The sequence below is a fragment of the Rhodococcus sp. NPDC059969 genome (assembly GCF_042738325.1).
Classification (GTDB): Bacteria; Actinomycetota; Actinomycetes; order Mycobacteriales; family Mycobacteriaceae; genus Rhodococcus_F.
In genome coordinates this window covers 1-22,089 of record NZ_JBHWUF010000005.1, presented here as the reverse complement: position 1 = coordinate 22,089, position 22,089 = coordinate 1, and the positions used below count along the sequence as shown (strand labels likewise).

Genomic DNA, 22,089 nt, shown 5'->3' with positions numbered 1-22,089 from the left:
ATCCTGTCCGGATGTCGAACAGAATCTCCCGCTCGGCCGCGACACTCCTGTGTGCGGCGATCCTCGCGTGTGCTCCGGTCCCGGCGCTCGCCGGTGGAATTCCCGCACTCGAACAGGCCGGACCCGCAGCTGCGCAGGCTACCGCGGACCGATCACTGCACCTCGAGGGAGCGTCGAACGCGCGGGACATCGGCGGCTACGTCACCGAGGACGGGCACACGGTTCGGTGGGGGAAAGTGTTTCGCTCGAACGCCCTCGACAAGCTGACACCGTCGGATCTGTCGTCGTTGAGCGAACGCGGAGTGGAATCGGTGGACGACTTCCGCACCGTCGTCGAACGTACGCTCTCGCAGGACCGCATTCCGGAGGGGGCACGAAGCAACTGGTTCGACGTCATCGGAACCAATCCGGCCAACCTCCCGGCTCTGGTGGACATGCCCACGATGTACGCGTTGATGGTGACCGATCCGGGGGCGAGCCGCGCATTCCACGACGCTCTCGCGAACGTCGCGAACACCGACGGTGCAGTCCTCTACCACTGCTCGGCGGGCAAGGACCGGACCGGCTGGATGACCGCGGTACTCCTGACACTCCTCGGTGTGAGCCGCACGGACGTGAACGCCGACTACATGCTCAGCAACCAGTACCTCACCGGACCTCGAACGGGGAGCGCGTTCATCGACGGCGTCGAACAGTCTTGGCTGGACACGTCTTTCGCCACGGTGGATCGGGTGTACGGCAACTTCGACAACTACGTCCGGGACGGCTTGCACTTGAGTGAGGGCGATATCGCACAACTCAGGGACACACTCTTGGCCTGAGGCGGGGCGCGCAAAGAGCCGTTCTCCGGAAACCCGGAGAACGGCTCTTTTCTCTAGACCGGTGTGACTAGTCGAGGTAGTCGCGCAGAACCTGCGAACGCGACGGGTGGCGCAGCTTCGACATCGTCTTCGATTCGATCTGGCGGATACGCTCACGCGTGACGCCGTAGACCTGTCCGATTTCGTCTAAAGTCCTCGGCTGACCGTCGGTGAGGCCGAAGCGCAGGCGAACCACGCCTGCTTCACGCTCGGACAGTGTCTCGAGGACCGACTGCAGCTGATCCTGCAGCAAGGTGAACGAGACGGCGTCGACTGCGACAACAGCTTCGGAGTCTTCGATGAAGTCACCGAGTTGGCTGTCGCCCTCGTCGCCGATGGTCTGGTCGAGCGAGATGGGCTCACGCGCGTACTGCTGGATTTCCAGCACCTTCTCCGGCGTGATGTCCATTTCCTTGGCGAGTTCCTCGGGCGTGGGCTCGCGGCCCAGGTCCTGGAGCAGCTCACGCTGGATACGGCCGAGCTTGTTGATGACCTCGACCATGTGCACCGGGATACGGATGGTGCGGGCCTGGTCGGCCATGGCGCGGGTAATGGCCTGACGGATCCACCACGTGGCGTAGGTCGAGAACTTGTAGCCCTTGGTGTAGTCGAACTTCTCGACTGCACGGATCAGGCCCAGGTTGCCTTCCTGGATGAGGTCGAGGAAGGCCATGCCGCGGCCCGTGTATCGCTTTGCGAGCGAGACGACGAGTCGGAGGTTGGCTTCGAGGAGGTGGTTCTTGGCGCGGTTTCCGTCGCGGCAGATCCAGCTCATGTCGCGTCGCTGAGCCGCAGGCAGCTTCTCGCCCTTGTCGGCAAGATCCTGCATGATCTGGACTGCGTAGAGGCCGGCCTCGATGCGCTTGGCCAGTTCGACTTCCTCTTCGGCGTTGAGGAGTGCGACCTTGCCGATCTGCTTGAGGTAGGCGCGAACCGAGTCGGCGGACGCCGTCAGTTCGGCGTCCTTGCGTGCCTGACGGAGGGCCTCGGACTCTTCTTCGTCCCAGACGAAGTCGCCGGAAGCCTTGTCCTTCTCGGACGGTTCCGCAGTGGTTTCTTCGTCTTCGCCGACTGCTACGACCTCGACGACATCGGACTCGACCTCGGCAAGGTCGCCGTCCGTGATGTCGATGTCTTCCAACTCGACATCGCCGTCTTCGGCGTCAGGATCGCCGGCCTTCTTGGGGCTGGCCTTCTTTGCTGCTGCCTTCTTGGCGGGAGCTTTCTTGGCCGGAGCCTTCTTTGCTGCTGCCTTCTTGGCGGGGGCCTTTTTCGCCGGAGCCTTCTTGGCTGCCGGAGCGGTGACGGTGGCCGCCTCCACGGCTGGAGATTGTGGCTCTGACTCTGATGGAGAATCAGCAGTCTGACGTGTATCGGTGGCTGCCACGTACGCCCTTTCGTGACGGTGTCGTGCGGCGTCACGCCAGAGTGGTAATCCGGCGGAGAGGTCAATGGTTGTTGGCCGGCGCGCAGCCGGACTTCACCATTGTAACGACTCTCAGGAAACTCTTACGTCACGGCGGGCCGTAACAGGTAGATTTTCACCTTTTCACGTGCGGGTTTTCTCATCCGGCGACGGGCGCCGGCCTGGTCAGTCCGACCGACGCGAGCGCAGCTCCGGCAATTCCCGCAGTGTTGAGAAGGGTGGCAGGGACGACCTTCGTGCGGTTGGTCAGATGCGGAATCCACTTCTCGTGCTTGCGGCTGATTCCGCCGCCGGCGATGAAGAGGTCGGGCCAGAGCAGGTTCTCGAAGGTGGTCAGAACTCGCGAGACCTCGACGGCCCACTCCTTGTAGCTCCAGTCCTTCTTTTCCTTCACCGACGACGCCGCTCGGTGCTCGGCTTCCTTGCCGTCGACTTCGAGGTGACCGAACTCCGTGTTGGGCAACAGAACTCCGTTGTGCAGCACGGCCGATCCGATTCCGGTGCCGAAGGTCAACAAGATCACGACGCCGGAGGTATCCTTGCCCGCTCCGAACGAGTCCTCGGCGATTCCGGCAGCGTCGGCGTCGTTGAGGACGGTGACGTCGCGCCCTCCCAGTGCCTTGCCGAAGAGCGCTGCCGCGTCTGTGTCGATCCACGACTTGTCGATGTTCGCAGCGCTGCGCGCGACGCCGCCGGTCACAACCGCGGGCAAGGTGATGCCGACCGGACCGGTCCACTTGGCCTGCTCGACGATTTCGGCGACAGTGCCCGCGATCGCGTCGGGCGTCGAAGGCTGCGGGGTCAGGATCTTGATGCGGTCACCGATCATTTCCCCGGTCCTCAGGTCGATTGTGCCGCCCTTGACGCCGCTGCCGCCGACATCGATCCCGAAACCTGTGGTTGTCATCGTCCTGCGCTCCTGAGTGTCGAATTCGAGGTCACGATCTACCGCTGCAAACACTAACCCGAACGGGCACCCGGGCGCGTGCTCTCGAACCTGTCCGACTCGAGGCGTTCGAGTGGTGCCCCTCGGTGCAGATGTGTTGCGATGGTCCGGTGCGCCCTTCAGAAAGAACGTTGCCCGACTTTTCCGCCGATTCGCTGGACCCCGCACAATTGCGGGCAGTTGCCGTAGCCGTCGCCGAACGCGCGGCCGAACACGTCCGCTTGCGTCGGCCCGAGGTATTCGGCCTGGTGGGTTCCGGTGCCGCCGAAGGTGGTTCGGTTGCCGCGAAGAGCACGCCCACCGATCCCGTCACGGTGGTCGATACCGAAACCGAACAGGTGATTCGCGACCTTTTGGCGCAATTGCGGCCTGCAGATTCGATCTTGGGTGAGGAAGGTGGGGGAGACACCGACGATGCCGCGGGAGTTCGATGGGTTGTCGACCCCATCGACGGCACCGTCAATTTTCTCTACGGAATCCCCGCGTTCGCCATCTCGGTGGCCGTACAGATCGACGGGGTCTCGGTAGCCGGGGCTGTCGTCGACGTGTCGTTGGAAACCACGTACGCCGCGCATCTGGGCGGCGGTGCAACCATGACCACGGCCGACGGCGTCGTCAGCGACCTGCAGGCCAATGCGGTGACCGAACTGTCAATGGCGCTGTTGGCCACCGGCTTCGGATACGGAGCGGATCGCCGGAAGGTGCAGGGCACGTTGATCGGGCAGATCTTGCCGCAGGTCCGCGACATCCGACGTATCGGTTCGGCTGCGTTGGATCTGTGCATGGTTGCCACCGGCCGGGTGGACGCTCACTTCGAACACGGACTGAGTCCGTGGGACTGGGCAGCGGGCTCCCTGATCGCTTCCGAAGCGGGCGCCGTGATCAACGTCCCGTCGCCCAATTCCACTTCGGCTGACGGCGAGGTCGTCTACGCCGTCGCTCCGGCAATCGCGGATCAGTTCGCGCAGATGCTCAGCGTGAGTGGCGCGGATCAGCCGATTCCGAGCTGAGGTCGAACCAGGATTTGTCAGCAGCGCGCGGTGCGGGCTGCTTTGAGCAGTGCGATGTCCATCGGGGCGACTTCGGCGTTCGCGGGCTGCTCGGCCAGAGCGTGCAGGATCGCGGTGGCGTCGGTGTTGGGCGTCAGGGCGCCCTTGTTGTAGGTGCCCAGAGCCAAGTCGACGGTGTCGTCGCCGCGGCCGTCCTGGACCAGTTCGGCACAGGGGGCGACCAGCCACACGGAACTGGCGGCGGCGAGGCCGTTCGCTCCGAAGCGGATCTGACCCTGGCACTCCATGTTCTGGTCGACGTAGACAGGGTCGTTTCCGACCTGGACGTCCGGCGCGCTGGCGAAGCCGAACTCGCTCAGTTGCGCTGCCACCTGGGCGGCCTGCCCGTGCTCACCGTTGGCGTTGAACACGCGAACCTTGGTGGCGGCCAGGGGAGCGGGATCGACGTCGAGCAGCTTCGACCGGTCCACGACGGTTCCCAGCGGTAGCGGCGCCGCTGCCGAAGGATCGGAGGAAGGCTGCGGAAGATTGCACGCCACGGTGTCACTGACTTCGGCCTCGGCGCTCAGGATTCGGACCCACAAGACACTGCCGATCAATGCGAGTACCGCGAACACGGCGATCACCGGCCACGCGCGCCGACGGCGGAACGGACGTCCCTGGTCGTCGGTAGAGCTGCCTTCGGTGATCAGAGAAACCACGGTATCCCTCGACTTTCTTGACGAAACTTGTACTTCGCCATCGGGCCGAGCGGTGCCGGCATGACGTTCGGTGCCTACCTTAGAGGGCCTGTGTGACGAGACAGCCGAAGCGAGGCTCGACGCGTCGAGTCCTTGTCGATTGCGAAACGGCAGTTGGCCGATTACCGGCCTGTTTCTACCCGGATTCGGCCCGAAAACATCGCCGAAAGGTCACAGCTTGCTCTTGCCTTGGTGACAATTCGTAGTCATTTTTCGGAAATTTCCGATTCGGTTACTACTTTCGTGCTCGCGTCGGCTACTGTCTGGCGGCCCAGGTCGTTCAACTGGGCATCGGCAGGACGCCGAAATGACAACCAAATGAGGCGCAGATCACGTTCTCGGAAGGAACTTCCGGGCACTAATTCCAGTCCTGCAGCGTTATGCAGCGACAGGGAATGATCTGGATGCCACGGCGGTTTCCATGCGCATCAAGGATCTACCGGATTCTCGGCGCACACGGGACCGGGATACACGAAGAGGATGGGGTAGACGAGATGGCAACTGACTACGACGCACCGAGGCGTACAGAGTCCGACGAGGTTTCGGAGGACTCGCTCGAAGAGCTGAAGGCGCGACGCAACGAAGCGCAGTCAGCCGTCGTCGACATCGACGAGACGGACACGGCGGAGTCCTTCGAGCTGCCGGGTGCCGACCTTTCCGGCGAGGAACTCTCGGTTCGAGTGGTTCCGAAGCAGGCAGACGAGTTCACATGTTCGAGCTGCTTCCTGGTCCATCACCGCAGCCGCCTGGCCAGTGATGCCAACGGACAGCTCGTATGCATGGACTGCGCTGCCTGATCTCCCTTCCCGGTGGTCGACCCGTCATCTCGAGGGTCGACCAAGGGTCGGGGAGTACTGCTTTGCTGTGACCGCGCTGGTCAGCGATCCAGCGCAGCCAGCAGATCAGCGGGACGACGTGTGCTCACCAACCAGTACGGTGTGGGATCCTCCGGATCGTCGAGCACGATCAACACCATTGTCTTGACCCATGGGCGATGTTGGACGAACGCCGACGGATCGAGTTGGCGCCCCATCGCCGCGCTCTTCGCGGATGCCGGCACTGCTGCCGCCCGTGAAATCAGTTCGACCGGCAGGTGGGCTCTACCCACGTGCAGTTCTTTCACCCCTGCTGTCTCCACCACCTCGACGCGCATCCGGCTGAGCCAGAACGCGGCCCAGATCGGGATGGGGAGCAGTACGACGTACGCCAGGTACGAGAGAAGCCCTGGGCGGCCCATGTGGACCTCGGCCGCGAGGAGTCCGGCTACGGCCAGTCCGGCGATCCACCACCAGATCGGCACCCACAGGCGCTCGGAGTACAGCGTCGTGGACGGGGGCGTTGTGGTGGCGACGTCAGGTCGAGATGTTTCGGGCACCTGTCAAGGATAGTCCGTCGCTACGAGTAGTCTTGGCCCACGTGAGCGACCATCTCTCCATCGCCTTGAAGCGACTGGATCCAGACCTGCCCGTTCCACAGCGTGCGCATCCCGGAGATGCGGGTGTGGATCTGTGCTCCACCAGCGACGTCACCATCGAACCCGGCCACCGAACACTGGTCGGAACGGGGATCGCGATCGCTTTGCCGGTGGGCACCGTCGGGTTGATCCATCCGCGTTCCGGACTCGCCGCCAAATCGGGACTGTCGATCGTGAATGCGCCCGGAACCGTGGACGCGGGATACCGGGGCGAACTCAAGGTCTGCTTGATCAATCTCGATCCGGCCACAGCCATCGACATCCGCCGCGGTGACCGAATCGCTCAGCTCGTGGTTCAACGAGTCGAACTTCCGGTTTTCGAGGAAGTCGAATCGCTGGACGACACGACCAGAGGAACCGGAGGCTACGGTTCCAGCGGCGGGCACGCGATACTCGATACCGATGCGCCTGGCGCGGTAGTCGGAGAGGGAGTCTGAATCATGTTCGGACGCAAGAAGAAGACAGACGTCGACGAGGAAACCACCAGCTTCTTCGGTGACGAGAACGACGAGTCGGTGGAGATCGACGAGGTCGAAGACGATCTCGAAGTCACCGGCGACGAGTTCGGTGACGAATCGGAAGGCCCTTACGACATCTCGGAGATCGATTCCGACGATCCGACGGCAGGCCGTGACGGTCAGCGTCTTGATCTCGGTTCCGTTCTGGTGCCGATGCCGACCGGCGGGCAGTTGCAGGTCGAGATGGCGCCCAACGGTTCGCCGCAGGCCGTGCACCTGGTCACCGAGCACGGCCGCATCACGGTTGCTGCCTACGCCGCCCCGAAATCGCCCGGTCAGTGGCGTGAGGTCGTTGCCGAGCTCGCGCAGTCGCTTCGCGACGACAATTCCGCGGTGAGCGTCGAGAACGGCCCGTGGGGCCGTGAACTGGCTGCGGTGACTGCCAACATGGACCTGCGGTTCATCGGCGTCGACGGTCCCCGGTGGATGGTGCGCTGCGTGGTCGCGGGTCCGAGTGGATCCACCGCCGCGAACGCCCCTCTGGTGGCAATCGCACGGGACATCTTGCGTGACACCGTCGTCAACCGAGGATCAGAGCCGCATCCGGTGCGGACACCGCTGCCCGTCGTGCTCCCGCAGGTACTTGCCGAGCAGTTGGCGGCCGCGCACGAGCAGCAGTTGGCGGCAGCGCAGCAGCAACAGGTCGCCGCCCAACAGCAGCAGTCAGCTCCTCCTGCTCCGCCGGCACCTCCGGCGCGGCCGACCCCGCCGCCGCGTAGCGGCGAATCCGGTTCTGCCATGCAGCAATTGGGTCAGTAACAGAGTTTTTCAGGTTTCTGTCAAGCGCTCGCGGTGGTATCGGAATCGATCGCCGCGAGCGCTTTGATGCAGGTGGACCCGAGAACGGCGGGGTCGCGCCCGATCATGTCGAGCGTCGTCGTGGCGACTGCGCCGCGGGGGAGTGCATCCGCCCAGGCCTGCGCCACCGACGCGGGATGAACCGGGTCGTCCACTGCCGAAGCGATGCCGACCGGAACGCCCACCGCCCGTAACGCGCTCTCGCTGAGCGAGTGGTACGACGCCGCCTCGTCGAGCGCGGCCGGGAGATCGGGCCACTGCGAGCGCCAGGAGCGCTCGAGTTCGGCTCCGAGCCACGCCGGACTCGACGCGAGCATCGCTGCGATCACCGCCTCCAGACCTTCGGAGCGCAGTTGCCCTGCGGTGAACCTCGCGCTCGCCGCTGCGGGTGCGTCGTCCGCCGACCCGATCCAGGCCGGAAGCGCTGCCAACACACTCACTGTTCGATCGGGGTTGGCGGCGGCCCACTGGAGCGCCACGGCTGCCCCGATCGAGACCCCTCCGACAATGATTCGGCCGTGCGTGTCCGCGGCTCTGTCCATCGCGTCCAGATAGCCGTCCACGACACGCCGAGGGTCCGGTTCAATTGCGACGATGCGCACACCCAGAGCCGCTAGCGGCGCCCGGAATGCGCGGTCTGCGAAGTGGGCGTCAGAGCCTGTACCTGGGAGAACGACGGCCACGGTCGCCGATTCTGAGATCTGCATCTTTTGATCTTGCCCGGTGCCCCCGAGGCGCGGACTGACCGGTGTGGTTACACGCTCGTAATGGGTCTACAGTGGCGATCACACAGCCCTTCACGTGACGCGAAACCCTTGCGTCACACATGTTCGCAGGAGCGCGCAATGGCACCCGCCGCCGCAGGATATTTTCGTCGACTGACCCAGCGTCTGACCGAGGACGTCGACCAGTTGGACGCCCAGGAAATGGCCGAGTCCAACAAGGCTTCCGGAGGTCAGAAGGCCTGCGATTGTCGTCGCGGTGAAGAGGTCACGATGGTGGGCCGACTCCGTAGCGTCGACGCGTGTCCCAAGTCCGGAAATGCAAGCATCGAGGCCGAATTCTTCGACGGCACCGAGGTGATCAATCTCGTCTGGATCGGGCGTCGCCGGATCCCGGGAATCGAGACCGGTAAGACCCTGCTGATCCGCGGTCGTGTGGGCGAGCGGGACGGTCGCAAGGCGATCTTCAACCCTTACTACGAACTGCGCGGCGAATAGGCGCGTTTCCCGCATTTACCGTGCAACTCGGTGACTGTGGCACCCTCGACAGGTGACTGAAACAGAACAGCGATCGGTAATCGACCAACTCGGCGGGCTGAGTGGTCTGATCTATTCGTCTTTACCGATTCTGATTTTTGTCCCGGTCAACAGCATCTGGAACCTCACCGCGGCAATCTGGGCCGCGTTGGGCGTCGCAGTCGCGATCGCGGCCTGGCGACTCTTCCGCAAGGATTCCCTCCAACCCGCCATTTCCGGGTTTCTCGGAGTCGGAGTATCCGCGTTCATTGCCTATCGCACCGGCGACGCCAAAGGATATTTCCTCTTCGGTATCTACACGAGCCTCGCTTACGGCGCTGTCTTCCTGATTTCCATCCTCGTCCGCTGGCCTCTCGTCGGTATCATCTGGGGCTACCTCAACGGGCACGGCAATCTTTGGCGCAAGCACCGCTCTGCCGTCCGCCTCTACGACATCGCGACGGCTGCATGGGCTCTGGTCTTCGGTGCGCGCTATCTCGTTCAGTCACAGCTCTACGACACCGACCACACCGGATGGCTCGCAGTCGCCCGCATCGGCATGGGGTGGCCGCTGACGGGTCTGGTCCTGCTGGTGACCATCTGGGCCGTGCGCAGGGCCGATCGGATCGTCGAGCCTGAACCGGTTGTGGGGCCTGAAAGCAGCGAGCCCACCGCAACGGACACGGGGTCCGAAGAGGTGGGCTCGGTGAATCTGACGAAGCCGCGCGAAGACCGCGATCTCAGCTGATCAGGTCCTGGTACTCAGGGTGCTTGTCGAGGAACTTCACGACGTACGGGCACACCGGGTGAACCTTGAGGCCGCGTGCTCGTAGGTCGTCCAGAGCCTGGCGAACGAGAACCCCGGCCAGCCCGAAACCTTCGAAGGCAGGGTAGATCTCGGTGTGGTTGAACGAGACGACGTCACCGGAGGTGGTGTAGTCCTCGATCCCGGCAAGGTCGCCGTCGGCATGGATCTCGTAGCGGCTCTGGCCTGGATTGTCGGTGACTACGGTGTTTTCGGGTGCCTGTGCCATGAGTTTCCCTTTCGTGTCAGTTTGCTCGTGTCAGTTTTCTAGACGGAGTGCTACGCGCAACTGATCCTCGGCGTCGACGGCCGCGACGAACAGGAGTTCGTCACCACCTTCGATGGGATCGTCCATCTGCGGAACGATCACACGACCCCCACGCAAGATGGTGACCAACGCGCAGTCTCGCGGTAGTTCGAGCTTCTTGACGGCTTTTCCGGCAAGAGGTGTGTTGTCGGGCAACGTGATTTCGACGAGGTTGGCCTGTCCCTGCCGCAGTGTCATCAGTTTGACCAGGTCACCGACGGAGACGGCCTCTTCGACGAGCGAAGCGAGCATCCGCGGTGTCGAGACGGCGACGTCGACGCCCCACGACTCGTCGAAGAGCCATTCGTTGCGGGGATCGTTGACGCGGGCGACAACTCGGCGAACTCCGAATTCGGTTTTCGCGAGCAGACTGAGGACCAGGTTTGCCTTGTCGTCTCCGGTCGCGGCAATCACGACCTCGTACGACTCCATCGACGCGTCCTCGAGTCGGCTGAGTTCGCAGGCGTCCGCGTGTACCCACTTCGCCTCGGGTACCGACTCCGGTTCGATGTGATCGAGTTTGCGTTCGATCAGCATGACGTCATGTGAGCTTCGAATCAGCTCTCGCGCAATGGAGCGGCCTACGGCGCCGGCTCCGGCGATGGCGACCTTCATCGAGAACTTCCAATCACGGTGTAGTGCAACACGGTCGCAGGTTTGTTGTGAGGGACGGCGTTCGGATCAGTCATCTGCAGCCTTCCTCAGTCGTCGCTCGGCGGCGGGTTGCCGGCCAGTGCGATCGCCTCGGCGACGGTTCCCGACACGGCGGCGATGTAGACCTGATCGTCGGCCTGGATGACGGTCTTGCGGTCGGGGAGGATGCCGGTCCCGAAGCGGATGATGAAGGCGACTCTCGAACTGGTCGCGCCCTCGAGGAGTGCGATCGGCTTGCCCGCCCAATCCTCGTGCAGGGCAAGTTCGGTGATGGCAACAGTGCCCGAAGGATCGCGCCACTTCGCTGTCTGACTTTCCTTGGTCAGCGTGTGCAGGAAACGATCGGTCGACCACGGCACGGTGGCGACGGTGGGAATGCCGAGCCGCTCGTAGACGGCGGCACGCTTGGCATCGTAAATACGTGCGACGACGCGTTCGACGCCGAAAGTCTCGCGTGCGACGCGTGCTGCGATGATGTTGGAATTGTCTCCCGAGGACACCGCGGCAAAGGCGTCGGCGCGCTCGATGCCGGCCCGGACCAGCACGTCACGGTCGAACCCCATTCCCAGAACCTTGGTTCCCGGGAAGTCGAGATCGAGACGCAGAAACGCACTCTGATCGCGGTCGATGACGGCGACCTCGTGTCCGATCCTGGTCAGAGACGCGGCGAGGGACGAACCCACCCGACCGCACCCCATGATGACGACATACACGCCCTACTCCGTTCATGGACCCTCGTGGCGCGATTGCACGCCGAATCGAACGGTACAGCCCCTCACGGGAAGAGCAAGTACAACGGTCGCCTGCGTGCCGGTTGTCACGACAAAAGGTGAAGTTGGGGCGCTGATGACTCCGAATCGGGTGCGACGGCTTACGCTTTGCACGTGTCTAAGCTCTCGACCGCTACCAAGCGGCTCCTGCTCGGTCGGCCGTTCCGAAGCGACAAACTCGGGCACACGCTGCTACCCAAGCGAATTGCACTACCGGTCTTCGCGTCCGACGCGATGTCGTCCGTCGCGTATGCCCCCGAAGAAATCTTCCTGGTCCTCTCTGTCGCCGGAATTTCCGCGTACGCGTACACGCCCTGGATCGGTTTGTCCGTGGCCATCGTCATGGCTGTGGTGGTGGCGAGTTACCGCCAGAACGTGCACGCTTACCCGTCCGGTGGCGGCGACTACGAGGTAGCAACGGTCAACTTGGGCCCGACCGCCGGTCTGACCGTCGGTAGCGCGCTGATGGTCGACTACGTGCTGACCGTCGCGGTGTCGATTTCGTCGGCGGCGTCGAACATCGGCTCGGCTCTGCCGTTCGTCGCGCAGCACAAGGTGTTGTTCGCGGTCGCGGCGATCGTGTTGCTGACGGCGGTCAACCTTCGCGGTATCCGTGAATCCGGCACCGCGTTCGCAATTCCGACGTACGCATTCATCGTCGGTATGTTCCTGATGCTCGGGTGGGGATTCTTCCGGATCTACGTCCTCGGTGAGGATGTGCACGCGGAATCGTCGTCGTTCACGCTGAACGCCGAGGATTCGCATCTGTACGGAATCGCCTTCGCGTTCCTGATCGCCCGCGCATTTTCCTCGGGCTGTGCGGCACTGACCGGCGTCGAGGCCATCAGCAACGGCGTACCGGCGTTCCAGAAGCCGAAGTCGCGCAACGCTGCCACTACCTTGCTGCTGCTCGGATCGATCGCCATCGTCTTGCTGATGGGCATCATCATCCTGGCTCAGAAGATCGGCATCGTCTACGCGCACAATCCCCAGGAACAGCTGGTCGGAGCGCCGGAGGGGTACCACCAGAAGACACTGATCGCGCAGATCGCCGAGGCCGTGTTCAGTGGTTTCCCGATCGGATTCTTCTTCATGGCGATCGTCACGGCACTGATCTTGGTTCTGGCCGCGAACACCGCCTTCAACGGATTCCCGGTACTCGGGTCGATCCTGGCGCAGGACCGGTACCTACCGCGTCAGCTGCACACGCGCGGCGACCGACTGGCTTTCAGCAACGGAATCCTCTTCCTGTCCGGTGCTGCCATCGCATTCGTGGTGGTGTTCGGCGCCGAGGTCACCAAGCTCATCCAGCTGTACATCGTCGGCGTCTTCGTCTCGTTCGTGCTCAGTCAGACGGGCATGATCAAGCACTGGACTCGGCATTTGAAGTCCGAGACCGACAAGGCACAGCGGGCCCGCATGCAGCGCTCGCGAGTGATCAATTCGATCGGTCTGGCCATGACCGCCACCGTCTTGATCATCGTTCTGATCACCAAGTTCGCCGCCGGCGCGTGGATCGCCATCGTCGCGATGGTCGCGATCTTCATCGTGATGAAGATGATCCGCAAGCACTACGACAGCGTGGCGGCCGAGCTCGAAGAGCAGGAGTGGGACGGCGTGCTGCCCAGTCGCACGCACTCGATCGTGCTCGTCTCGAAGCTGCACATGCCGACCATGCGAGCTCTCGCCTACGCGCGAGCCACGCGGCCGGACACCCTCGAAGCCATCACGGTCAACGTGGACGAGCCCGACACGCGCGCACTCGTGCGTGAGTGGGAGAAGAGCGACGTGACGGTCCCCCTGAAGGTGATCGAGTCGCCGTACCGCGAAATCACCAAGCCGGTTCTCGACTACGTCAAGCGTGTACGACGCGATGCTCCGCGTGACGTCGTCACCGTGTTCATCCCCGAGTACGTCGTCGGACACTGGTGGGAGCAGATCCTGCACAACCAAAGCGCACTTCGCCTCAAGAGTCGCCTGCTCTTCCAGCCAGGGGTGATGGTGACGAGCGTTCCGTGGCAGTTGAGTTCGTCGGCAAAGGCGAAGCCGCTCGACATCGAGAAGGCCGCAGGTGCGATACGTCGTGGGTACGACACCGGCGAGAAGTGATCAGCGGCGAGAAGTGATCAGCGGCGAAAAATGATCGGCAACATCGAAATGGCAGGCGTAGTTCGTTGAGTGAGAATTGGACCGGGCAGAGCTTCGAGGTCGATCTGGGCAACCCCGGCCACGGCGGGTTCGTGGTCGCCCGGCACGAGGGGCGCGTCGTCTTCGTCCGTCACGGTTTGCCGGGGGAGCGGGTGCTCGTCCGGGTGACCGAGGACAAAGGTGGGTCCTACTGCCGCGCCGACACGATCTCCGTTCTCGACGCGTCTCCGCATCGCATCGATCCGACGTGCCCTATCTCCGGGCCGGGCGGGGCAGGTTGCTGCGACTACTCGCATGCGGACCTGAGCGTCCAACGTGAGATGAAGACCTCGGTCGTGCGGGAACAGCTTCTACGACTCGCTCGCGTCGAATCGGACGTCGAGGTGGAGGAGCTGCCCGGAACCGGAGACGGAACGGGCTGGCGCACGCGAGTTCGGCTGGCAGTGGACGGGCACGGCGTCGCGGGATATCACGCCTACCGCAGCAACCGGATTGTCACCGATCTGCGGTGCACCCAGATCGATCAGAGCGCATACGACGGCCTGGGGGGCCCGCAATGGCAGCCTGGCAGTGAGCTGCAAATCGTTCTCGACGCTGCCGGTGAGCGGCACGTCGTGGAAATCGCCGCACCCGCGGTGTCCAAGACTGGTCGACGGACTCCAGGCCGTCGCGGCGCGATGGCACGCCGAGCGGCAAGCGGCGGTCCACGAAAGACCCGCGTCGCCATCGGATCGGAGACGGTGATCGAGCGCGTCGGCAATCGCGAATGGGCGTTGTCCGCGACCGGTTTCTGGCAGGCTCATCGCGGCGCTGCGGCCGCGTACTCACAGGTGGTCGGTGACTGGGCCGGAGCCGCTGCCGACGACACGGCCTGGGATCTCTACGGCGGCGTCGGCGTCTTCGCAGCTGTGCTCGCCGACCTTGTCGGTCCGTCCGGGGTCGTGGAGTCCGTGGAATCGTCGGCGCGCGCGGTTGCTGACGGGCGGGCAGCGCTCTCGGATCTCGGTCAGGTCCGCTTCCACAGTGCCCGGGTCGAGAACGTTCTCGCGGATCTGGAGCGGTCGCCTGCCGTCATCGTGCTGGATCCTCCACGGGCGGGGGCGGGCCGTCCAGTCGTGGAAGCGCTCGCCGCAACGGGCGCCCAACGCATCGTCCACATCGGGTGCGACCCGGCGTCTTTCGGTCGCGATATCGGTCTCTACCTGGAGCAGGGCTTCGCAGTCGGTGGACTTCGGGCGTTCGACGCCTTCCCGCAGACTCACCACATGGAGTGCATCGCCCTGCTGGAACGCTGACGCGTCCCTGAATCTTTCCCTGAACCGGTGTGACGCTTCTCGCGTTCCCAACAGTTGCTTGCAGTACGCAACTAATCGTATAGTTTCGTTCTGCAAGTAGTTTTCCGTTTTCAAGTCACGGCTCTTCGGGCCACTCGAATTCAGGGGTAGGCAATGTCGGTACAGCCGGAGACGGCCCAGGCGCTCGTCGACACGATCTTCATGTTCGGCAGATCGCTGCGAGCCGCGGTCACCACCGGCGCAGACAGTCTGCTGCCGCCCGCGCTGGTCAGCGTGTTGTTCATGCTGGCAGTGCGGGGGGAGTGCCGACAGAACGAATTGGCCGTCGATCTATGTGTCAGTCAGTCGTCGCTGAGCCGGCAAATGTCGGATCTGGTCGACGCGGGGTATGTCGAGAGAAATCCCGATCCGGCTGACAAACGGGCGTTCCGCATCCGAGTATCGGAAGAGGGGCACGAAGTTTTACGGAAAACCACGCAACGGCGTGCGGCGCGTTTGCGCAACATGCTCGAAGACTGGAGCCAGGAAGAGGCCATGGCCGCAGTGACATCGCTGCAACGTCTCAACGAGACGTTCGGCGCAACGAATCGCCAGGCCTCACCGGCAGTTCCGCACACGGGCGTAGAAAGTATTGGGAGATAAGGCACATGGCAGCAACAGTAGGAGAAACCCGGGCAAGTACCGGAGGTGACGGATCGGCTCGCGAAGCGGGCGCGATGACTCACCGCGAAATTCTCGAAGCACTCACCGGACTCATCGCAGCGCTGTTCACCGCGTTGCTCAGCAGCACCATCGTTTCGACCGCGCTTCCCACCATCATCGGTGAACTGCACGGAACGCAGACGCAGTACGCCTGGATCATCACCACGGCACTGCTCGCCACTGCGGCGTCGACGCCGATCTGGGGCAAGCTGGCCGACCTTTACAACAAGAAGGTCCTGGTCCAGACCGCGATCGTCATCTTCGTGATCGGCTCGGTCATTGCCGGCGCGGCACACAACGTTCCGTTGCTGCTCGGTGCTCGCGTCATCCAGGGCATCGGTATGGGCGGTCTGACCGCTCTCGTCGTAGCCATCATCGGCACGATCATCCCGCCGCGTGATCGCGGTCGTTACTCCGGATACATGGGTGCGGCCATGGCCGTCTCGATGTCCGGCGGACCGATCCTCGGTGGCGTCCTCGTGGACACTGCCGGCTGGCGCTGGTGCTTCTACGTGTGCGTTCCGTTGGCAGTCATCGCACTGTTCCTGCTTCAGCGCACTCTGCACGTCGAGACCGTGAAGAAGGACAACGTCTCCATCGACTGGATGGGCGCCACCCTGCTCACCGCCGGTGTCAGCGTCCTGCTGATCTGGGTTTCGTTTGCCGGCCAGGACGACTACTACGCCTGGTTCTCGAAAGAGTCGGCCTACTTCGTCATCGGTGGTCTGGCCCTGCTCGGCCTGACGATGTTCGTCGAATCCAAGGTCAAGGACCCGATTCTGCCGATCAAGATCATCACCGAGCGCACCACTGCTCTCGCGATCATCGCCTCGATTGCCGTTGGTGTCGGCCTCTTCGGTGCAACGACCTTCCTGACGCAGTACTTCCAGACCGCCCGTGGATTCGATCCCACCGAAGCCGGATTGCTCACCATCCCGATGGTGGCAGGCATGCTCGTCGCGTCCGTCGGCTCGGGACAGCTGATCACCAAGTTCGGTCAGTGGAAGCCCTTCATCGTCGCCGGCGCTGTTCTCCTGCTGGTCGGTTTCGGTCTTCTGTCGACGATCGACCACGCCACCAGCCTCTGGACCATCGGAATCTTCATTGCCATCGTCGGTCTGGGTACCGGCATGTTGATGCAGAACATCGTTCTTGCGGTGCAGAACACGGTCAGTGTCGAGAACATCGGCGCGGCCAGCAGTATCGTGGCGTTCTTCCGCACCTTCGGCGGCGCGATCGGTGTTTCGGTGCTCGGTTCGATACTCGCGACCCGGGTCAAGTCACTGACAGTCGATTCGGTTTCCACCTTGCCGCCCGAGCAGCAGGCGGTAGCCGGAAAGAGCCTGCAGGACGGACTCGACCTGAGCAACATGCCTGACTTCGTCTCGCAGATCGTCCGGTTCGCTTACGGCGACGCAACAGGACGGATCTTCCTGGTCGCAGCCGTCGTCGCGGTGGTCACGCTCGTATCGGTCATCTTCATCCCGAACCGTCCGCTGCGTACCACGATCGACATCGCGACTCCCGATGCAGAGCAGAAGTTCGAGGAGGAGCGCGAAGAGAAGAACGAGGAGAAGAACCTCACTCGCTGATCCTCACGCCCGGCTGATGTATTTTCAGGCCCCGTCTTCTGAAAGTTCGCTCACGCCATAGCCCATCGAACGCGGACCGAGATCGATTCCTCGATCTCTCCGCGTTCGACGGGTATCGGGGCCGAATCCGCTTTCATTGCCGCGACACGTCCGCGCGTCGGCACGACCTGGTCGAAGTCCTCGAGCACCTCGAGGACTTCGACCAGATCTTTGTCTGCCAGGTCTGCGAACTGCCTCGCCTTCGATTCGGCTGCCGTCCATGCCAACTCGCGTGCCTTTGTCGCCAGATCGCTGCGGTCGTCGAGATCGAACTCCAGTCCGTCGAGTCGGATGGCATCGCCGCCCACGGATACACACGCCGCGATGACGGCGGAGGGCGAGTTGGCCGCGTCCGGTTCCAATTCACGCAGTACGACGCGAAAAGTTGTCGATGCGGTGAAACCTGTTGTCTCCTGCCGACCTCCGTCACTCCAATGGATTTGTGGATGCACGCTCAGTCCGGCGGTGGTGAGGTCCGCTCCGAGTACACCGCGAGCGTGCAGGGTCTCGGTCAGAGCAGTGGACAGGCGGGCGACTGCATCGAACGCGTCGGAAACGGCTGTCTGCGTCACCGATACTCCGATCGTCAACCGAACGATGTCGGGAACAGCTGTTGCAGTGGCGGTTCCGGTCACCGTGACAGTGGACGACTCCGAGGTGAGGGCGGTGGTCGGCATGTGTACGTCCTATCCGATTCGTCCGGCGGAGATGACACTCCGCAACATCAGGTCCAATTGCTCGTAGGCTCCCGCTGCAAGTCGTTCGAGAAGCGCAAGTTTCAACTCGGGCGCCTGCGCGGTCAGTTCTGCATATCGCTCCGGGGTCAGGACGGCCACGGTGACCGTCGAATCGGCGCGAATGTCGTTGAGGAACGGGGTGTCGAGGAACATCGTCATCTCGCCGAACGTCATTCCGGCGGAAAGCGTAGTGATGCGATGCTCGACCCCGTGTGCGTCGGTGAACATGGTGCTGACCTGGCCACTGAGAATCAGATAGAACCCCGAGGCCGCTTCACCTCGGCGGGCGATCTTCTCGCCGCGGGCATACGTTCGCGTCTCCAATTCCGCCGAGAATCCCTCGATCTGTGCCGCGGAGAGAGCATCGAGAACGGGATGATCCTCGATCGAGATCGTCGACGCCTGTCGATCTGCCTCACAGTGCACCGCAAGCAACGTGTCCTCGCACCACTGCATCGCGGAATCGAGGTCTGCAAAAACTCGACCACTTCTTCTGGCGGGGTCGACGCTCGAACTTCGTTGTCCCAGTAGTCCTTGCGGATCGACGACCGCCACTGCGCAGGCTTGTTCGGCCAGTTGCACTTGAAGTGCAGTGATCATGCGGACCGCGACGTCACTGGCGTCGTCGACGCGGCGCACGTCGATGACGACAACTTCGAGGCCCTCGTCCACCGAGCCGATTTCGCGCACCGCCGATTCGGCGCCGGTGAAGAGGAGATCGCCGTGCAGTTCGTAGACCCGGCTGCGTTTGCCGACGTCGTCGAGCACAGCTTGTTCGGTGGGGGTGCGTCGCACTCGCGACGGCGCTTCGATGACGCTGTACCTTGCCCGGATCGAGGAGCGTGACGCCCGCGTCACGTGGAGGAAGTGCAGTTCGAGTTCCTTCGACAGAGCCCGGGCAGCAGCAACTCCACGAACGCTGTTTCCGTGAACGTCGAGTCTGGGGGAGTACACCGCGATTCCGATCTGGCCAGGCAGAACGGCCAGGACCCCGCCGCCGACGCCGCTCTTGGCCGGCAATCCGACCTCTACCAGCCACTTGCCGGCGCCGTCGTACATCCCGCAGGTGGCCATGACGCTGAGGACCTGCTCGACGCCCGCGGGAGCCAGCGCACGCTCGCGCGTGACGGGATTCAGGCCGTTGTTCGCGAGCGTCGCGGCCATCAGACTCAGATCACGGCAGGTCACGTCGATCGAGCATTGACGGAAGTACAGGTCGACGGCCTCGTCGGGATTGCCGGTGATGACGTCGAAGGATCGCAGCATGTGGCCGATCGCGCGGTTGCGGTGACCGGTACGGGCTTCCGAGGTGTAGACCGACTCGTTGAAACTCAACTCCCGGCCCGCATATCGCGAGTACGCCGAGCGAATCCGCTCGAAGCGGACCTCGGCATTGACGCCGGCGACCAGGGATGCAGCCGTGATCGCGCCGGCATTGATCATGGGGTTTCGCGGACGTTCGGTGAGCGGGTCGAGGCTGATTTCGTTGAACGGCTCGCCGGACGGTTCCACATCGATTTTCGCGGCAACCGCCTCACTTCCCCGATCGGCGAGAGCCAACGCATAGGTGAAGGGTTTCGAGATCGACTGAATGGTGAACGGGACTCGTGAGTCACCGATCTCGTATACGTAACCGTCGACTGTCGCGATGCAGATCCCGAACGAATCGGGAGCGACCGCCGCGAGTTCGGGGATGTAGTCGGCCAACTCGCCGTCGTCGAGTGATCGGACTTCGTCGAATACGCGCGCTATCAGGTCGTCGACCACAGTTCCCATACGTCGACCTTAAGCTGACACGGCGGTCGTTTTGTGGAACGAGAGTCGCCGAGTCGATTGGGGCCGATCCCATTTGTCTGTGATTGCGATCACGAGCGATCCGCGGGATTTCGCTGTTACTCGAAGTCACACCGGAATCGGGCCGAGTCCGCGTGTCGGTTCGCCGGAACGCTCCGTAGACTGGCAGCACTGTCGCGAAGACAGCCGCGGCGCGCACCGGTGCAGCTGTGAAGCACGGAGGGAGCGATCTCGTTGGGTGTTCTTGCCCGCATTCAGGGTCCTGACGATCTACGTCAGTTGAGCCACGCCGAGATGACGGAGTTGGCCGACGAGATTCGTGAGTTCCTCGTGCTGAAGGTCGCTGCGTCTGGTGGTCACCTCGGGCCCAACTTGGGCGTCGTGGAGTTGACCCTCGCACTGCACCGAATTTTCGACTCGCCGCAGGACGCGATCATCTTCGACACGGGCCATCAGGCCTATGTACACAAGATCCTCACCGGTCGTCAGGATCAGTTCGACACTCTGCGTAAGCAGGGCGGACTGTCCGGGTATCCGTGCCGCGCCGAGAGCGAACACGACTGGGTCGAGTCCTCTCATGCTTCCGCCGCGTTGTCCTACGCCGACGGCCTCGCGAAGGCCTTCGCGCTGACGGGTCAGAATCGCCACGTTGTTGCCGTTGTCGGCGACGGCGCCCTGACCGGCGGAATGTGTTGGGAAGCGCTCAACAACATCGCAGCCGGCAAAGATCGTTCGGTGGTGATCGTGGTCAACGACAACGGTCGCTCGTACGCACCGACCATCGGCGGCCTTGCCGATCATCTCTCGGCGCTGCGCACAGCACCGAGTTACGAGCGCGCCCTCGACAGCGGCCGACGCATGGTCAAGAGACTGCCCTGGGTCGGGCGCACTGCTTACTCCGTCCTGCATGGGATGAAGGCCGGTCTCAAGGACGCAGTCAGCCCTCAGGTGATGTTCACCGATCTCGGTATCAAGTACCTCGGACCGGTCGACGGTCACGACGAAGCTGCCATGGAATCGGCGTTGCGCAGGGCGAAGGCCTACGGCGGACCCGTCATCGTTCACGCCGTCACCCGCAAGGGCAACGGTTACGCACACGCGGAAAACGACGTGGCCGATCAGATGCATGCCACCGGCGTCATCGATCCCGTCACCGGTCGCGGGACCAAGTCGTCAGCGCCGGACTGGACGTCGGTCTTCTCGGCCGCACTGATCGAGCAGGCTTCGCGTCGTGAGGACATCGTCGCCATCACCGCGGCCATGGCCGGCCCCACCGGGCTCGCGGCATTCGGTGAGAAGTTCCCCGACCGCATGTTCGACGTCGGAATCGCCGAGCAGCACGCGATGACCTCGGCCGCCGGCCTTGCATTGGGCGGACTGCACCCCGTGGTCGCTATCTACTCGACCTTCCTCAATCGAGCGTTCGACCAGTTGTTGATGGACGTCGCACTGCTCAAGCAACCGGTGACAATCGTGCTCGACCGCGCCGGCGTCACCGGAGTGGACGGCGCCAGCCACAACGGCGTCTGGGATCTTTCGCTGCTCGGAATCATCCCCGGGATTCGCGTCGCGGCACCGCGTGACGCCGACACACTGCGTGAAGAACTGGACGAGGCACTCCTCGTCGACGACGGACCAACTGTCGTACGCTTCCCGAAGGGCGCTGTACCGGAAGCTATTCCGGCGGTGAAGCGACTCGACGGAATGGTCGACGTTCTCAAGGTCAGCGAGGGCGAGCGCGGCGACGTGCTGCTCGTCGCGGTGGGTCCGTTTGCCTCCTTGGCGCTCGAGATCGCCGATCGACTCGACAAGCAGGGCATCTCGGTTGCCGTCGTTGATCCGCGTTGGGTTCTGCCGGTAGCGGATTCGCTGGTGAAGATGGCGGACAAGTACGCGCTCGTTGTCACCATCGAGGACGGCGGCCTACACGGCGGTATCGGTTCGACGGTCTCCGCTGCGATGCGCGCCGCCGGAGTTCACACCTCGTGCCGCGACATGGGCGTTCCCCAGCAGTTCCTCGATCACGCCAGTCGCGAGGCCATCCACAAGGAGCTTGGCCTGACGGCTCAGGACCTCTCCCGCAAGATCACCGGCTGGGTGGCAGGAATGGGTAGCGTCGGAGTCCACGTCCAGGAGGACGCGTCTTCGGCCGCGGCTCAGGGTGAAGTCGCACAAGGCTGACAGGTCGTCTACCGACAAATCTCGAAAAGCGGTGGCCCTCGGATCAATCCGAGGG

The 22,089-nt window shown here is 63.3% G+C and carries 22 protein-coding genes; 12 read left to right on the top strand and 10 right to left on the bottom strand.

The window, feature by feature from the left end; translation table 11 throughout:
- The first annotated feature begins 11 nt into the window (after positions 1-11).
- The gene (locus tag ACFWAD_RS15890; protein WP_378545402.1) at positions 12-821 is read left to right on the top strand and encodes a tyrosine-protein phosphatase; all 810 of its coding nucleotides are present in this window, start codon (positions 12-14) and stop codon (positions 819-821) included.
- A gap of 67 nt (positions 822-888) precedes the next feature.
- Here ACFWAD_RS15890 and ACFWAD_RS15885 read toward each other — a convergent pair whose 3' ends face one another.
- Positions 889-2,247, bottom strand: coding sequence for an RNA polymerase sigma factor (locus tag ACFWAD_RS15885; RefSeq protein ID WP_378545399.1), 1,359 nt, complete (start codon positions 2,245-2,247; stop codon positions 889-891).
- A gap of 178 nt (positions 2,248-2,425) precedes the next feature.
- Positions 2,426-3,193 carry a polyphosphate--glucose phosphotransferase gene (gene ppgK, locus ACFWAD_RS15880; RefSeq protein ID WP_378545396.1) on the bottom strand — a complete coding sequence of 256 codons (768 nt, stop codon included), beginning with the start codon at positions 3,191-3,193 and terminating at the stop codon, positions 2,426-2,428.
- A 170-nt stretch (positions 3,194-3,363) separates the two neighbouring features.
- Here ppgK and ACFWAD_RS15875 point away from each other — a divergent pair, with 170 nt between their 5' ends.
- Positions 3,364-4,242: an inositol monophosphatase family protein gene (locus ACFWAD_RS15875; protein WP_378533364.1), complete on the top strand. Its 879-nt coding sequence runs from the start codon at positions 3,364-3,366 to the stop codon at positions 4,240-4,242.
- A 17-nt stretch (positions 4,243-4,259) separates the two neighbouring features.
- Here ACFWAD_RS15875 and cei read toward each other — a convergent pair whose 3' ends face one another.
- The gene (gene cei, locus ACFWAD_RS15870) at positions 4,260-4,943 is read right to left on the bottom strand and encodes an envelope integrity protein Cei (RefSeq protein ID WP_378445822.1); all 684 of its coding nucleotides are present in this window, start codon (positions 4,941-4,943) and stop codon (positions 4,260-4,262) included.
- A 533-nt stretch (positions 4,944-5,476) separates the two neighbouring features.
- Here cei and ACFWAD_RS15865 point away from each other — a divergent pair.
- Positions 5,477-5,779, top strand: coding sequence for a DUF4193 domain-containing protein (locus ACFWAD_RS15865; RefSeq protein WP_003942593.1), 303 nt, complete (start codon positions 5,477-5,479; stop codon positions 5,777-5,779).
- An 80-nt stretch (positions 5,780-5,859) separates the two neighbouring features.
- Here the strand turns inward: ACFWAD_RS15865 and ACFWAD_RS15860 are convergent, their stop codons facing one another.
- On the bottom strand, positions 5,860-6,357 hold the full coding sequence (locus ACFWAD_RS15860) for a DUF3093 domain-containing protein (RefSeq protein WP_075833062.1): 498 nt from the start codon (positions 6,355-6,357) through the stop codon (positions 5,860-5,862).
- A gap of 41 nt (positions 6,358-6,398) precedes the next feature.
- Here ACFWAD_RS15860 and dut point away from each other — a divergent pair, with 41 nt between their 5' ends.
- Together dut and ACFWAD_RS15850 are read left to right on the top strand one after the other, a co-directional pair.
- A complete protein-coding gene (dut, locus tag ACFWAD_RS15855; protein ID WP_003942635.1) occupies positions 6,399-6,893 on the top strand; it encodes a dUTP diphosphatase in 495 nt (164 codons plus the stop codon).
- Positions 6,894-6,896: 3 nt separating this feature from the next.
- Entirely contained in the window at positions 6,897-7,733 is an 837-nt protein-coding gene (locus ACFWAD_RS15850) for a DUF3710 domain-containing protein (RefSeq protein ID WP_378545393.1), read from the top strand.
- Positions 7,734-7,753: 20 nt separating this feature from the next.
- On the opposite strand, the gene ACFWAD_RS15845 is transcribed toward ACFWAD_RS15850, so the two are convergent.
- Positions 7,754-8,479 (bottom strand): alpha/beta hydrolase, encoded by a 726-nt coding sequence (locus ACFWAD_RS15845; protein WP_378533360.1) that lies wholly within the window; start codon positions 8,477-8,479, stop codon positions 7,754-7,756.
- Between the two features lie 138 nt (positions 8,480-8,617).
- Between ACFWAD_RS15845 and ACFWAD_RS15840 the strand changes: the two genes are divergently transcribed.
- Together ACFWAD_RS15840 and ACFWAD_RS15835 are read left to right on the top strand one after the other, a co-directional pair.
- Positions 8,618-8,992 (top strand): OB-fold nucleic acid binding domain-containing protein, encoded by a 375-nt coding sequence (locus ACFWAD_RS15840; protein ID WP_003942613.1) that lies wholly within the window; start codon positions 8,618-8,620, stop codon positions 8,990-8,992.
- A 52-nt stretch (positions 8,993-9,044) separates the two neighbouring features.
- Positions 9,045-9,758 carry a DUF3159 domain-containing protein gene (locus ACFWAD_RS15835; RefSeq protein ID WP_378533358.1) on the top strand — a complete coding sequence of 238 codons (714 nt, stop codon included), beginning with the start codon at positions 9,045-9,047 and terminating at the stop codon, positions 9,756-9,758.
- Here ACFWAD_RS15835 and ACFWAD_RS15830 read toward each other — a convergent pair.
- From ACFWAD_RS15830 to ACFWAD_RS15820, 3 genes are all read right to left on the bottom strand, one after another.
- Positions 9,751-10,044 carry a GNAT family N-acetyltransferase gene (locus ACFWAD_RS15830; RefSeq protein WP_378533356.1) on the bottom strand — a complete coding sequence of 98 codons (294 nt, stop codon included), beginning with the start codon at positions 10,042-10,044 and terminating at the stop codon, positions 9,751-9,753. The genes ACFWAD_RS15835 and ACFWAD_RS15830 overlap by 8 nt on opposite strands.
- 30 nt (positions 10,045-10,074) lie before the next feature.
- The gene (locus tag ACFWAD_RS15825; RefSeq protein ID WP_003942632.1) at positions 10,075-10,737 is read right to left on the bottom strand and encodes a TrkA family potassium uptake protein; all 663 of its coding nucleotides are present in this window, start codon (positions 10,735-10,737) and stop codon (positions 10,075-10,077) included.
- 86 nt (positions 10,738-10,823) lie between these two features.
- Entirely contained in the window at positions 10,824-11,489 is a 666-nt protein-coding gene (locus ACFWAD_RS15820; RefSeq protein WP_283304515.1) for a TrkA family potassium uptake protein, read from the bottom strand.
- Positions 11,490-11,660: 171 nt separating this feature from the next.
- Between ACFWAD_RS15820 and ACFWAD_RS15815 the strand changes: the two genes are divergently transcribed.
- The 4 genes from ACFWAD_RS15815 to ACFWAD_RS15800 all read left to right on the top strand — a co-directional run bounded on the left by ACFWAD_RS15815 (position 11,661) and on the right by ACFWAD_RS15800 (position 17,283).
- Entirely contained in the window at positions 11,661-13,655 is a 1,995-nt protein-coding gene (locus ACFWAD_RS15815; protein WP_378533354.1) for an APC family permease, read from the top strand.
- A 65-nt stretch (positions 13,656-13,720) separates the two neighbouring features.
- Positions 13,721-14,989, top strand: a complete 1,269-nt coding sequence (locus ACFWAD_RS15810; protein ID WP_378545390.1) for a class I SAM-dependent RNA methyltransferase — start codon at positions 13,721-13,723, stop codon at positions 14,987-14,989.
- A 153-nt stretch (positions 14,990-15,142) separates the two neighbouring features.
- A complete protein-coding gene (locus ACFWAD_RS15805) occupies positions 15,143-15,631 on the top strand; it encodes a MarR family winged helix-turn-helix transcriptional regulator (RefSeq protein ID WP_378533350.1) in 489 nt (162 codons plus the stop codon).
- A gap of 5 nt (positions 15,632-15,636) precedes the next feature.
- The gene (locus tag ACFWAD_RS15800; RefSeq protein ID WP_378545387.1) at positions 15,637-17,283 is read left to right on the top strand and encodes an MDR family MFS transporter; all 1,647 of its coding nucleotides are present in this window, start codon (positions 15,637-15,639) and stop codon (positions 17,281-17,283) included.
- A 50-nt stretch (positions 17,284-17,333) separates the two neighbouring features.
- Here the strand turns inward: ACFWAD_RS15800 and ACFWAD_RS15795 are convergent, their stop codons facing one another.
- Both ACFWAD_RS15795 and glsA read right to left on the bottom strand, forming a co-directional pair.
- On the bottom strand, positions 17,334-17,999 hold the full coding sequence (locus ACFWAD_RS15795) for an SIMPL domain-containing protein (RefSeq protein ID WP_378545384.1): 666 nt from the start codon (positions 17,997-17,999) through the stop codon (positions 17,334-17,336).
- Positions 18,000-18,008: 9 nt separating this feature from the next.
- Positions 18,009-19,835: a glutaminase A gene (glsA, locus tag ACFWAD_RS15790; protein WP_378533344.1), complete on the bottom strand. Its 1,827-nt coding sequence runs from the start codon at positions 19,833-19,835 to the stop codon at positions 18,009-18,011.
- A gap of 252 nt (positions 19,836-20,087) precedes the next feature.
- On the opposite strand from glsA, the gene dxs reads away from it, so the two are divergent.
- The gene (gene dxs, locus ACFWAD_RS15785; RefSeq protein WP_378545381.1) at positions 20,088-22,034 is read left to right on the top strand and encodes a 1-deoxy-D-xylulose-5-phosphate synthase; all 1,947 of its coding nucleotides are present in this window, start codon (positions 20,088-20,090) and stop codon (positions 22,032-22,034) included.
- Positions 22,035-22,089: the final 55 nt, after the last annotated feature.